Origin of the sequence: Rhizobium mongolense USDA 1844 (assembly GCF_000419765.1) — a bacterium.
Classification (GTDB): Bacteria; Pseudomonadota; Alphaproteobacteria; order Rhizobiales; family Rhizobiaceae; genus Rhizobium; species Rhizobium mongolense.
In genome coordinates, this window is sequence record NZ_ATTQ01000016.1 from 1 (window position 1) to 12383 (window position 12383).

The 12383-nt window shown below is 59.6% G+C and carries 12 protein-coding genes and 1 riboswitch; of the genes, 2 read left to right on the forward strand and 10 right to left on the reverse strand.

Going from position 1 to position 12383, the window contains the following annotated elements; all coding sequences use genetic code 11:
* The 4 genes from A3C3_RS0125745 to epmA form a co-directional block, all read right to left on the reverse strand.
* Positions 1-967, reverse strand: a 967-nt coding sequence (locus A3C3_RS0125745; protein WP_022717454.1) for an acyl-CoA dehydrogenase family protein, incomplete at its 3' end; no start/stop codon positions are given.
* Positions 967-1218 (reverse strand): acyl carrier protein, encoded by a 252-nt coding sequence (locus tag A3C3_RS0125750; RefSeq protein ID WP_022717455.1) that lies wholly within the window; start codon positions 1216-1218, stop codon positions 967-969. The genes A3C3_RS0125750 and A3C3_RS0125745, both read right to left, overlap by 1 nt.
* 264 nt (positions 1219-1482) lie before the next feature.
* Entirely contained in the window at positions 1483-2535 is a 1053-nt protein-coding gene (locus A3C3_RS0125755) for a lysine-2,3-aminomutase-like protein (RefSeq protein WP_028739991.1), read from the reverse strand.
* The gene (epmA, locus tag A3C3_RS0125760; RefSeq protein ID WP_022717457.1) at positions 2535-3596 is read right to left on the reverse strand and encodes an EF-P lysine aminoacylase EpmA; all 1062 of its coding nucleotides are present in this window, start codon (positions 3594-3596) and stop codon (positions 2535-2537) included. The genes A3C3_RS0125755 and epmA overlap by 1 nt, the downstream gene beginning before the upstream one ends.
* A gap of 150 nt (positions 3597-3746) precedes the next feature.
* Here epmA and efp point away from each other — a divergent pair, with 150 nt between their 5' ends.
* Positions 3747-4316, forward strand: a complete 570-nt coding sequence (gene efp, locus A3C3_RS0125765) for an elongation factor P (protein ID WP_022717458.1) — start codon at positions 3747-3749, stop codon at positions 4314-4316.
* A gap of 55 nt (positions 4317-4371) precedes the next feature.
* Here efp and A3C3_RS0125770 read toward each other — a convergent pair whose 3' ends face one another.
* From A3C3_RS0125770 to metA, 6 genes are all read right to left on the reverse strand, one after another.
* A complete protein-coding gene (locus A3C3_RS0125770) occupies positions 4372-5100 on the reverse strand; it encodes an SIS domain-containing protein (protein WP_022717459.1) in 729 nt (242 codons plus the stop codon).
* Between the two features lie 15 nt (positions 5101-5115).
* On the reverse strand, positions 5116-6267 hold the full coding sequence (gene nagA, locus A3C3_RS0125775) for an N-acetylglucosamine-6-phosphate deacetylase (protein WP_028739992.1): 1152 nt from the start codon (positions 6265-6267) through the stop codon (positions 5116-5118).
* Positions 6267-7298: an SIS domain-containing protein gene (locus A3C3_RS0125780; RefSeq protein ID WP_022717461.1), complete on the reverse strand. Its 1032-nt coding sequence runs from the start codon at positions 7296-7298 to the stop codon at positions 6267-6269. The genes nagA and A3C3_RS0125780 overlap by 1 nt, the downstream gene beginning before the upstream one ends.
* Complete coding sequence (locus A3C3_RS0125785) at positions 7295-8068, reverse strand: GntR family transcriptional regulator (RefSeq protein WP_022717462.1); 774 nt, start codon at positions 8066-8068, stop codon at positions 7295-7297. The genes A3C3_RS0125780 and A3C3_RS0125785 overlap by 4 nt, the downstream gene beginning before the upstream one ends.
* 111 nt (positions 8069-8179) lie before the next feature.
* Complete coding sequence (locus A3C3_RS0125790) at positions 8180-9205, reverse strand: aldose epimerase family protein (protein ID WP_022717463.1); 1026 nt, start codon at positions 9203-9205, stop codon at positions 8180-8182.
* 122 nt (positions 9206-9327) lie between these two features.
* Complete coding sequence (metA, locus tag A3C3_RS0125795; RefSeq protein WP_022717464.1) at positions 9328-10251, reverse strand: homoserine O-acetyltransferase MetA; 924 nt, start codon at positions 10249-10251, stop codon at positions 9328-9330.
* A gap of 62 nt (positions 10252-10313) precedes the next feature.
* Positions 10314-10391: riboswitch (SAM riboswitch) on the reverse strand.
* Between the two features lie 154 nt (positions 10392-10545).
* On the opposite strand from metA, the gene A3C3_RS39245 reads away from it, so the two are divergent.
* Positions 10546-12381 (forward strand): ABC transporter ATP-binding protein/permease, encoded by a 1836-nt coding sequence (locus tag A3C3_RS39245; RefSeq protein ID WP_022717465.1) that lies wholly within the window; start codon positions 10546-10548, stop codon positions 12379-12381.
* Positions 12382-12383 lie beyond the last annotated feature (2 nt).

Below are 12383 nucleotides of genomic sequence, written 5' to 3' on the forward strand. Positions count from 1 at the left end.
CGTTGTTCATGGCCACCGCAAAGCCCATCGAGGAAAGCTTGTCCGGATCGGACTTGGCATCTTCGTAAGCCTTGAGACCCGCCACGACGTTCGACTTCACCATCTGCAGCAGGGTGGAGACTTCGGCGAGCCGCAGCGCACCGGGGGGCGGAACCCCAGGAGATTTACGGGCGGCGGCACGCACGAAAGCCTGCGCGCGGGAGACGGCGTCGACTGCAATGCCATACCAGACGCCGCTCCAGAGCAGATGCGACGAAGCGAGCATCGACTGTGCGGCGATTTCTGCGAAAGGCTTCGGCAGGATCTGAACGGCAGGCGCTTTCCCCTTGAAGAGGAAGCCGTCGGAGCAGGTGCCGCGCATCCCCAGCGTGTTCCAGATGTGCGTGCGCTCAAGTGTGTACTGATCCTTGAGAAACGCCGTCAGGACCTGATCCGAGGGTGCTGCGTCCGGATGACTGCGAGAGGTTATGAGGATCGCATCGGCATGCGAACCATAGGAGATCACGGTCGCGTCCTTTTCGAGACGACAGCTGTCGCCACCGACCTCGATGGCGCAGATGCTGTTGCGCAGATTGCCGCCGATCCCGCCTTCGGTCGTCGCCGATGCGATCAAAAGCTGCTCGGCGGCGATGCGCCGCATGAAGCCTGCATGCCATTCACTTTCGGTGCCGTGCTCGACCAGGCTTGAAAGCTTGATGTGGTGCATGGCGAATACCATCGCACTTGCGGCGCAAGCCTGGCCAAGAACGGAGCAGAGTTCGGCGACTTCGGTCGTCGAAGCCCCCTCGCCACCAAGGTGGCGCGGCACTTGAATGCCGAGCAGGCGCTCGGCTTTCATCGTATCGACGGCCTCGCTTGGGAAGCGGCCTTCGGCGTCGACAGCGTCGGCATATTTCGCGGCGATCTCGGCAACGCGCGCCGTTCTGACGGTAAAACTCTGTTCCGTGATCTTGACCGGAAAGTTCATCACGCGACCTTCCGGTTGTCCTTGATGATATCGACAGTCTTTTCGATCGCGGAGATGCTGGCAAAGGACTTGCGATTGAGGAGATTGTCTGGGAATTCGATATCGAAGGCTTCTTCGATGCCAAGCATGAGCTGCACGGAAGCAAAGGATGTCAGACCGGCCGCATAGAGATCGGCATCGTCGGCTAGCTGATCGATCGAAACAGGAAGCTTGCCGAATTTGGCGAGCAGTTCGCGGATAGTCTTGTTCATCCTTAGCAACCTCCAAGATTGTCATGATCCCGAGTGGCGATTATCGCCTTCATCATGAGCGTTCTTTTAGGCCGGAAAACAAAACATTCCGCTAACTCGTCTGGTTAAATATGAGGAAGACTCGCAGTTAAAATTTTAGAGAGTACCTTGCCTCGATGGCCTTTATCTTTTTCTTGACAGTCACTTAGGCGTTACTCCTGCCTCAAGCGCCAAGATTGGTGTCCAGGCTGAAAGTGCAGAAATGATACGCCAGGAGTCTTCACGTCACTCGGAAGGCGGGTAGGAATGCTCGGCGCCATGGTAATCCAACACGGAAAAACAACCATCCGCCGTCTTCCGGACAGAATTTTCGCCAATCACTGCCTTTCCGTAGCCACCCGGAATATCAAGGATATAGGCCGGCTGACAAAGGCCTGAGATGCGGCCGCGCAGCGAAGAAACGATCTTCTGACCCTCTTCGATCGTCAGCCGGAAATGGCTGGTGCCGGGCGCCAGATCGGGATGATGCAAGTAGTAAGGCTTGATGCGCGTCTCGACGAAGGTCTTCATCAGGTCCGCCAGAACGCCGGCATCGTCGTTGACGCCCTTCAAGAGCACGGACTGACTGACCATGACGATCCCGGCATCGATGAGCCGGCCACAGGCTGCACGGGCTTCGATCGTCATTTCGCGCGGATGGTTGGCATGGAGCGCGACATAAGTCGTCTTGCCGCTCGCTTTCAACGCGGCGATCAGCGTCGCATCGATCCTCTGCGGATCGACAACAGGCACGCGTGTATGGAAGCGGACGATCTTCACGTGATCGATGGCCGCAAGCTCCCGCATCATCTCTTCAAGCCGCCGCGGCGAAAGGACGAGCGGATCGCCGCCCGTAAGGATCACCTCCCAGATCTCCGGATGGTTGCGGATATAGTCGAAAGCAGCCATCATCGCCGCCGGATCGAGCGTACCGAGACCTTGAGGACCGACCATCTCCCGCCGGAAGCAGAAGCGGCAATAAACCGGACAGACATGCACGGCCTTCAGCAGCACGCGATCCGGATAGCGATGCACAATCCCTTCAACCGGGCTGTGCGCATGATCACCGATCGGGTCGGCGCGCTCTTCAGGTGTTACGACCAGCTCGGCCGCATCCGGCACGAACTGACGCGCGATCGGATCGTCGACGTCGGCTCGATCGATCAGCTTGGCGACGGCCGGCGTCAGGGCGATCGCATATCGTGCAGCAACCTCTTCCAGAGCCAGCCGGTCGCGATCGGCTAATAACCCGGCTTTCGACAGGTCATTGACGCTTTTGATCGGCCGGACGATATTCATCATCGATACTCCGCAACCGGCGCCCAGAGCACCTGGTCGATGCGCGAGGCTCCTGTCGCCAGCATGACCAGCCGGTCGAAGCCGAGCGCGATGCCGCTTGCCTCCGGCATGATCGAAAGCGCATCGAGGAAATCCTCGTCGATCGGATAGCGTTCGCCATAAACGCGCGCTTTTTCTGCCATCTCGAGCTCAAAGCGGCGGCGTTGTTCTGCCACATTGGTGAGTTCGCCGAAGCCGTTCGCCAGTTCAACGCCGCAGGCATAGAGCTCGAAACGCTCCGCAACCCGCAGATCGCGTGCCGAGGGACGGGCGAGCGCCGCCTCGCAAACCGGGTATTCATCCAGAATGGTCACGCGGCCGAAACCGAGGCGCGGTTCTATCTTTTCAACCAGAACGCGGCTGAAGAGGTCCGCCCAACCGTCGTCGGCCGAAACGCGCATGCCATTCCGGCGCAGTTCGGAAGCCAGATATTCTCGATCCGTCGAACCATCGGCGACGACCGACGCCAGGAGGTCGATGCTCGCATAGCGCTCGAACGCCTCTGCGACGCTGATGCGTTCAGGTCCGGCGAAGGGGTCGGTTTCGGCGCCCCGATAGGTCAGCTTCGGCGTCTTCACGGTTTCGGCGGCCAGCGCGAGTATCCGCACGCAGTCCATCATCAGCGTTTCATAGCTTTCGCCGGCGCGATACCATTCCAGCATCGTGAACTCGGGATGATGGAATGGGCCGCGTTCGCGGTTGCGATAGACATGTGCGAAGCAGGCGATGCGCTGCTCACCGGCCGCGAGCAGCTTCTTGCAGGCAAATTCCGGCGAGGTGTGCAGGTAGAAGGATGTCGCCTGCCCGTCCGTCGTCAGCGCCTCGGTTGCAAACGCGTGCAGATGCGCCTCGTTGCCGGGCGAAACCTGCAGCGCCGCCGTATCTACCTCGATGAAATCCTCGCGCGCGAAGTAGCCACGCAGCGCCGCCTGGATCGCGTTCCGTCCAATCAGGAAGGGGCGGCGATCCGCGTGGACGCTGGGGGTCCACCAAGGGGACGCTTTGGCGCCGGTAAGGTTCATTCTCAGCTTTCTTCACCAGGCCGGCCAACGCGAGGGCTGGCGTTTTGCCGGATTTTAGGTTAGTTGCGCCCCAACGAAAACAATTTGCGTCATGGGGACCATCCAGACAGTCCCTCTACGACGCCAAAAGCCGAGTTACAAGGAAGTCTTATGGTCAAGGTCATCGCCTCTTCGGTCCGCAAGGGCAACGTTCTCGACGTCGACGGCAAACTCTACGTCGTTCTCACTGCGCAGAACTTTCACCCCGGCAAGGGTACGCCGGTCACCCAGGTCGACATGCGCCGCATCGTCGACGGCGTGAAGGTTTCCGAGCGCTGGCGCACGACCGAGCAGGTCGAGCGCGCCTTCGTTGAGGATGTGAACTTCCAGTATCTCTATGAAGACGGCGAAGGTTTCCACTTCATGAACCCGGCGACCTACGATCAGGTTGTCGTCGACAACGAAACAATGGGCGACCAGAAGGCCTACCTCCAGGAAGGCATGACCTGCATTCTGTCGATCCATGAAGGCATTCCGCTGGCACTCGAGCTGCCGCGTCACGTCACGCTCGAGATCACCGAGACGGAACCGGTCGTCAAGGGCCAGACGGCGTCTTCCTCCTATAAGCCGGCGATGCTTTCGAACGGCGTGCGCACCCTGGTGCCGCCGCATATCAACGCGGGCACGCGCGTCGTTATCGCAACGGAAGACAACTCCTACGTCGAACGCGCCAAGGATTGATCCTTCGGACATATCAGACAGAAAGGCCGGCCCGACGCCGGTCTTTCTGTTTTGATTACAGATGCGGGTTGCGCGGCCGGTATTTTTTCACCAGCCGCTGATTGACTTCCGCAGCGCCCGGCATGTTGGCGCTGAGATAGACTGGTGCGTCGCCGGACTTCGAAAGCGCTGAGGCAACTTCAGCGAAGATTGCGTTCAGCACGGTTGCTCCGACAGCTGTCGACACCGGGCCTACCTTGAGACCGCTTCCAGCCAGATCGAGCACGGCATCGCCGGGCGGCAAGCCGTTATCCAGCACGACATCGGCGATATCCGCAAGCCGGCGGCGGCCATTGGCAATCGCGCTCGAATAGGCAACCGAGGTAACAGCGATCACCTTGGCGCCGATCTCGCGGCCATAATCCGCAGCCTCGATTGGTGCGGCATTCACGCCCGAGTTCGAAGCAATGATGATAACGTCGCCTGGCTGCATGCCGTAGCGCTCCAGCACCGGCCGAACGAGGCCTTGCGTGCGTTCATAGACCGAGCTGATGACCGCTCCCTCATGCAGCATCGCGGAGCCGATGAGAACCGGCACGGTGAACGCAAGACCGCCGGCGCGATAATGCACCTCCTCGGCCAGCATATGCGAATGGCCCGTGCCGAAGACGTAAACGCGCTTGTCATGACGCGCCGCATCGAGGATGACTGCTGCGGCCTTCGCCATGGGTTCGGCAAGGCTTTTCTTCAAAGCCTCAAGACGGCCGATCAGATTGGAGAAATAGGCATCCGTAACCGCCGTCATGGCATTTCCTTTGCTTCAGGCCGCTTCGCCGTCGATCCAAGTGGCCGTGACTTCGATCGCATCCGTCAAATGCACGAGGTCGGCGCGCGCTCCCGGCGAAAGATGGCCATAACCGTCGAGCCGAAGAAACCGGGCCGGATAGAGCGTTGCCATGCGCAGCGCCTCGGCAAGCGTCAGATCAAGATAGGTGACGCCATAGCGGATGGTCGACGCCATATCGACATCCGATCCGGCAAGTGTGCCGTCCGAAAGCACCAGCTTCGAGCAGAAGCCCCCCTTCTCACGCCGCACGGTGCGGCCGTTCAGCATGAAGCTATCCTTCTCGGAGCCCACCAGCGACATGGCATCCGTCACGAAGAAGAGCTTGCCTTGCCCGCGCTTGGCGCGAAGTGCAGTGCGCAGCACTTTTGGATCGACATGATGGCCGTCGGCGATTATGCCGCACCACGTCGACGGATGGTCGATTGCCGCGCCAACCAGACCGGGTGCGCGGTGGCCCATCTGGCTCATGGCGTTGAAAAGATGGGTGACGCCGCGTACTCCAGCATCGAAACGTTCTTCTGCAGCTTCGCTCGAACAATCCGAATGACCGATGCTGATGATGATGCCAGCCTCGCTCAGTTCGCGAACTTGAGCAACCGTCACCTGTTCGGCCGCCATCGTCACGAGCAGCGTACCGATCGCCTCACGGGCGCGGATGAAAGCTTTGACATCCTTGTCTTCGACCGGGCGCATCAGTTCGGCCAGATGCGCGCCTTTGCGGGCAGGCGCCAGATGTGGGCCTTCGAGATGAAGACCGGCTACGCCGCGATTGGTTTTAACCGCATCCTTCGCGGCCTCGATCGCAGCCGCCGTCGCGTCCGCCGTATCGGTGATCAGCGTCGGAAGCAGCGCCGACGTGCCAAAGCGGCGGTGACCGTCAGCAATGATATACATCGAAGCTGCCGACGGCTCATCGTTCAGCATACGCCCGCCGCCGCCATTCACCTGCGCATCGACGAAACCTGCCGAAAGCACACCGCCGGCTAGCGAGATCGTCTCGCCTTCGGGCAACCCGTTGCACGAGACAATCGCCTCGACCCGGCCATTGGTAACGATCAGCGCTTTTTCGTCGTGGAACCTCTCGCCGTCGAAGATCCGGGCACCGGTGAAAATCTTGCGGGCTATCATATCGTCTCCGTGACTTTGAGCAGGTTCGCCGGCTTGTCTGGATCGAAACCCTTGCGGCGCGTAACTGACTCGATCAGCCGATAGTAGACGAGAAGCGACACGAGCGGATCGAGGAGGCCGTTGCCCGTCGTCGGCACGAGCAGATTGACGCCGGAAAGCGGCTGCGCTGAGAACGGTACCGTCGTTGCGCCGAGCTTTTGTAATCGCTCGAGTGCCTGAACATTGTTGGCATAGGCCGCATCATCGGGCATGAAGGCGACGATCGGGAAACCCGGCTGCACGAGGCGCATCGGGCCATGCATCAGCTCTGCCAGCGAAAAGGCTTCCGCGTGAAGGCCGGACGTTTCCTTGGCTTTCAGCGCGGCCTCGAGCGCGATCGCAAAAGCTGGGCCGCGGCCTGCCGTATAAAGCGAGGTTGCATTGAAGAGCACGTCTTCTGCGGCAGCCGTATCGATACCAGCAGTCGCCGATAGAGCCTCCGGCAACCTCTCCAACGAGGCTTGCAGATCGGCCGTAGCGCCAATGGCAGCCGTCACGCCGGCGAGCGCGGCAACCGAGGCGATGAAGGACTTGGTCGCGGCAACACTCTTTTCCGCGCCCGCATTGAGGTCCAGAACGATATCTGCCTGCTTTGCAAGCGGGCTGTCGGTGACGTTCACAACGGCGATCGTGGTCGCGCCGCCACGCTTGGCAGCATCCTGAAGGGCAACGATATCTGGGCTGGCGCCGGATTGCGAAACCGTGAAGTGAACACCGCCCTTCAACTGCAAAGCCGCGCCATAGACGGAAGCGATCGATGGGCCGATGGACGCCACGGGAATACCGGCAGTGATCTCGAAGAGATATTTGAAGAAGGTTGCAGCATGGTCCGAAGAGCCGCGCGCTGCCGTCGTCACCACGCTCGGGCGAACCGAGGAAAACAGCTTGGCGATTTCGGCGAAAACCGGCTTCTCATTTTGAAGGAGCGTCGCGACCACGTCCGGCGACTGGCCCGCCTCCTGCAGCATCAGCGACTGGTTCTCACTCATAGGTCATCTCCAATTTTCAGTTCGGCTACGAAATCGTAGGCATCGCCGCGGTAGTGCGAACGGGTGTATTCAACGACGCGCTGGTCTTCCAGGCGCGAAATCCGTTCGATCAACAGCGCCGGCGCACCGGTCTTTACATTCAGCATCGAGGCTGATGAAGGATCGAGCGTCACGGCCGTCAGCCGCTGCAGAGCACGCACCGGCTTGTGGCCGTTTGCGGCCAGCGCATCATAAAGCGATCCCTCGCCGCCGGCATTGTTGCCGAGGAACTTGACCGGCACAACCGCCCGCTCGATCGCCAGCGGCAGACCATCCGCGAGGCGCAGACGATCCAGGCGCAGAACGGCCTCATCCTGCCCAAGTCCGAGAAGGAAGGATTCTTCCGGCGATGGCGAATTGATCGTGCGGGACAATATTCTTGCCGCCGGCGAACGGCCGCGTGAGCGCATATCGGCCGAGAAAGACGAAAGACGCCAGAGCGGCTGCTCCATGCGCTCCACCTTACTGGAAACGAAGGTACCGCTGCCGTGACGCGATTCCAATGCGCCAGAGCTCATCAGATCACGATAGGCGGTTCGCACCGTCACGCGACCGAGCTTCAGAGCTTCGGCGAGATCGCGCTCTCCGGGGAGGGCCGCACCCGGCTTGAGAAGGCCTTCCTGAATGAGGCCGATCAACGCCAGTGCCAGCCGCTTGTAGAGCGGTCCCGTCATCGTTTCGTCGCGCAGACCGCGGGCGTTGAGCTCCGCTATCAGACTGGTTCTATCCATGGATTAACCATAGAACCTATTTAGAACCACTTTTCAAGTCGAATCTATAACGCGAAGATAAAACCGTCGTGACGCCACGAAGGGTCATGAGTGATGGAATGTCCGCGAAGATCAGCTTTTCGTGAAGATGTAATCCGTTTCCTGCCGCAGTACCTCGCCTGGGCGTAGCACCGCATTCGGAAAGCCCTCATGATTGATCGCATCCGGCCAGACCTGCGTTTCGAGGCAGAAGCCGGCGAAGGGCCCGTATTTCCGGCCGCCGATGCCCGCGACCGCAACGTTGAGCTTGAAACCGGCATAGAACTGTATGCCCGGTTCGGTGGTCCTAACCTCCAGCGACACACCGGAGTTGACGCTGCGTGCCAGTACGACGGTCCGCTTGGCCGTGCGTTCGGTCGAAAGGCAGAAATTGTGGTCGTAAAGCGCCTGCTCGCCACCGCGATCGAACCTTTTCATCGGGGCCATTTCGCGGAAGTCGAAAACCGTGCCTTCGACCTGTCGGACCTCGCCGGTTGGGATTTGTTTCTCGTCAGTCGGTAGATAATGATCGGCAGCGATCATGATATCGTGGCCGAGCGCATCTTCGCGACCGTCGAGATTGAAATAGGCGTGCTGGCAGAGATTGGCGAGCGTCGGCTGGTCGGTAGTCGTCTCGTAGACGACCGAGAATTCGCCATTGCCATGCACACGGTAAGTCGCCTGGACGGTGCAGGTGCCTGGATAGCCTGCGCGACCGTCCGGGTCGACGATCTTCAAGACGACACTGTCTGCATCGTGCTCGACAATCGTCCAGTTGCGCTTGGCGATATTGTCGCTGCCGCCGTGCAGATGCGAAACGCCCTTTTCATTGAGCTCGAGCTGATAGGCCTTGCCGTCGAGGGTAAACTTGCCGCCGCCGATGCGGTTGGCGCAGCGGCCGGGCGTTGCACCAAAATAGGAGGAATGGGAGGGATAGTTGGCAAAGTCGTCGAAGCCGAGCGTGAGAGGCGCATCATGGCCGTCGAGCCGGAGATCCTGGATGACTGCCCCCCAAGTCATGATCTTGGCTGTAAGGCCGCCGCCCTTGATCTCGACGCGATAGACGGTTTCGCCGTCTTTCGTCGTTCCGAAAACTTCCCGTTCGAGCTTTTCCGACATCGTTCGCCATCCCAAATCTGTGTTGGTTTCAGGCCCGCGAACCTGCCTCCATTTGCAAAGGACCGCAACCATCAAACACAAAAAAGAGACGCCGCCGCAACAAGGTCAGCGGCGGCTGCGGTTCAGGTTTTTGTACCGATTTCGTCGAGATTATAGGGCGTCGTCTGGTAGATTTCGTTGATCCAATTGCCGAAGAGCAGATGCGCATGGCTGCGCCAGCGGTTCTGCGGTGCAAGCGACGGATCGTTATGCGGGAAATAATTATGCGGCATCTTGATCGGCACGCCGGCATTCACGTCGCGGAAATATTCGTCGGAAAGCGATGTGGAATCGTATTCCACATGATTGAACATGTAGAGCCGCTTGCCTTTTTTCTCATGCACGAGACACACGCCCATCTCATCGGATTCCATGAGGATTTCGAGGCTTGAGGATTTGTCGATATCGGCGCGCCGGACCTCGGTCCAGCGCGAGACCGGCACTTCGAAATTATCGGAAAAGCCGTTGAGGTAGACGGATGAAGGCTTGAGGTTCTTATGGCGATAGACGCCGAACGCCTTTTCCTTCAGCTCGTATTTCGGAACCTTGTGGAAATGGTAGATCGCCGCCATTGCGCCCCAGCAGACATTCATGCTCGAATGAACGTTCGTCTCGGTCCAATCGAGGATCTTCTTCATCTCCGTCCAATAGGTCACGTCCTCGTAAGGCAGAGTTTCGATCGGTGCGCCAGTAATGATGAAGCCGTCGAATTTGCGATCCCTTACCTCCTCCCAAGTCTGGTAGAAAGCAAGCAGGTGGTCTTCGGATGTGTTCTTGGCCCTATGGTTGCCAATGCGGATCAGCGAGAGCTCCACCTGGAGCGGCGAGGCGCCCACAAGGCGCGCCATCTGCAACTCCGTCTTGACCTTGTTCGGCATGAGATTGAGAAGCCCGATCTGCAAAGGGCGGATATCCTGACGGATCGCCGCCGTTTCGGTCATCACCCGCACACCCTCATGAACGAGGGTCTCGAAAGCGGGCAGAGTATCGGGGATCTTGATGGGCATTGCGGTCACTCAATCCAAACAAAGGTACCGGCAAATAAAAAACCGGCGGCGAAAGAATCGCTACCGGTCCGCACGCGGCCCTTTAGCGACTTATTTAACGTGGCTGCAAGCCGGCCGGCCAAATCACCACGGAGAACACTAAATAGCGCCGGAGCCCACGCGAATCAATCGCAATTCTGAAGGGGCGCGTTGAACCAGGGTAACTCACGCGTTAATGACTGGTAGAATCTGTTGATGGACAGGGCGCGTCACCATGTTAATCAAGCATCATCATGGTCCGCATGGAAGCACATAATGGCAGACGTCGTCGAAGGCAGACCGAGCATTCAAGGGCAGGATAGAGTAGGTTACGATCTGAGCCTCGGATACCGCCTGAAACTGATGTTCGCCGCATTCTGGGATTCCAAGGTCCGCGGAAAGATCCTGCTTCTCGCCGCGATCTTGCTCGCGGTGATCCTGGCGACGGCCTATGGCCAGGTCATTCTGAACCGCTGGAACGCGCCGTTCTACGATTCCCTGCAGCGCCGCGACGTCGGCGAATTCTTCCATCAGCTCCAGGTCTTCGCGTTGATTGCAGGTTCGCTATTGCTCATGAACGTCGGCCAGGCGTGGCTCAACCTGATGACCGCGCTTTATATGCGCGAGGGACTTACCCGTGACCTCGTGGATCACTGGCTGAAGCGCAAGCGTGCGCTGCGTCTCGCCTCAACCGGCCTGATCGGGGTCAACCCGGATCAGCGGCTACACGAGGACGCCCGCAATCTTGCAGAAAGCACGACCGGCCTCACGCTCGGCCTCATCCAGTCGACAATCCTGCTCGTCAGTTTCATCGGCGTTCTCTGGGAGCTTTCGAGCGGCTTCGTCTTCCATTTTCGCACCTACGCCTTTGCCATTCCGGGCTATATGGTCTGGGCCGCGATCTTCTATGCCGCATCCGCCTCGATCCTCAGCCAGATCGTCGGCCGCAAGCTGGTGATATTGAATGCCGACCGCTTCTCCAAGGAAGCGGAGCTTCGCTTTTCGCTGATGCATGCCAACGAGAACATGCCGGCGATTACCGTGGCCCGCGGCGAGGAAAACGAACGCCGACGGATCAATGAGGACATCACTTCGGTACTTGCCATCCTGAAGCGACTGACCATGGCCAGCACCAACCTCACCTGGGTTTCGGCGGGTTACGGCTGGCTGGTCATCGTCGTCCCGATCATCGTCGCGGCTCCTGCCTATTTCTCGGGCAGCCTGACCTTCGGCGAACTCATGATGTCCGTCGGCGCCTTCAACCAGGTGAATACGGCCCTGCGCTGGTATGTTGCCAATTTCGCCGCGATCGCCGAGTGGCGCGCCACGCTGATGCGCGTGACCGATTTCCGCCATGCCCTGCACGGCATGGACGAACCCATCAATCCGAAGAATGCGATCACCTACGAGGATAACGCGGATACGCTGACCCTCAAGGATCTGATGATCGCCGCCAAGCTCGGCGAAGAGGTCGATCTGTGCGGCGGCTTTGCCGTCCGCGAGACGGATGTCACGATCAGAGCCGGCGAGAAGGTCATGATCAACGGCGATCACAATGTGAACCGCAAGCTGCTCTTCCAGGCGCTTGCGGGCCTCTGGCCCTGCGGCAGCGGCAAGATAGGGCTGCCGCCCGCCGACGGCGTGCTTTTCGTTCCGGAAGTGGCCTATGTGCCCGGCGGCACATTGCGCGAAGCGCTGTCCTTCCCGGAACCGGTAGACACCTACAAGAGCGAGGACGTCGAAGCAGCGCTTCAGAAAGCCGGCCTTAGCCACCTCATTGCGCGCCTCGATACACGGGCCCGCTGGGATAAGATGCTCGACTCCGATGAGCAGAAGGCGATCGGCTTTGCCCGCTTGCTGCTGGCCAGGCCGCGCTGGATCATCTTCGACGAAGTGCTGGAAGGCCTTGAGCCTGAATGGCAGTCAACGCTGATGGCGCTGCTGACGACGCTATCCGATTCCACGATGATTTATATCGGACGGTCCGAGGCCTACGTCGAAACCTTCAATCCGCGCACATTGCATTTGCATCCACTGGCGGCGAAGATCGAGCAGTCGGCCTCCCCGACAGCAGGAACTGGCACGGCACACGCACATGCACGGGTCATTTGAAC

Excerpts from the sequence above, each read along its gene's own strand:
- A3C3_RS0125750 (WP_022717455.1), bottom strand. The coding sequence starts at position 1,218 with ATGAACAAGACTATCCGCGAACTGCTCGCCAAATTCGGCAAGCTTCCT.
- A3C3_RS0125755 (WP_028739991.1), bottom strand. The coding sequence starts at position 2,535 with ATGAATATCGTCCGGCCGATCAAAAGCGTCAATGACCTGTCGAAAGCC.
- epmA (WP_022717457.1), bottom strand. The coding sequence starts at position 3,596 with ATGAACCTTACCGGCGCCAAAGCGTCCCCTTGGTGGACCCCCAGCGTC.
- efp (WP_022717458.1), top strand. The coding sequence starts at position 3,747 with ATGGTCAAGGTCATCGCCTCTTCGGTCCGCAAGGGCAACGTTCTCGAC.
- A3C3_RS0125770 (WP_022717459.1), bottom strand. The coding sequence starts at position 5,100 with ATGACGGCGGTTACGGATGCCTATTTCTCCAATCTGATCGGCCGTCTT.
- A3C3_RS0125780 (WP_022717461.1), bottom strand. The coding sequence starts at position 7,298 with ATGAGTGAGAACCAGTCGCTGATGCTGCAGGAGGCGGGCCAGTCGCCG.
- A3C3_RS0125785 (WP_022717462.1), bottom strand. The coding sequence starts at position 8,068 with ATGGATAGAACCAGTCTGATAGCGGAGCTCAACGCCCGCGGTCTGCGC.
- A3C3_RS0125790 (WP_022717463.1), bottom strand. The coding sequence starts at position 9,205 with ATGTCGGAAAAGCTCGAACGGGAAGTTTTCGGAACGACGAAAGACGGC.
- metA (WP_022717464.1), bottom strand. The coding sequence starts at position 10,251 with ATGCCCATCAAGATCCCCGATACTCTGCCCGCTTTCGAGACCCTCGTT.
- A3C3_RS39245 (WP_022717465.1), top strand. The coding sequence starts at position 10,546 with ATGGCAGACGTCGTCGAAGGCAGACCGAGCATTCAAGGGCAGGATAGA.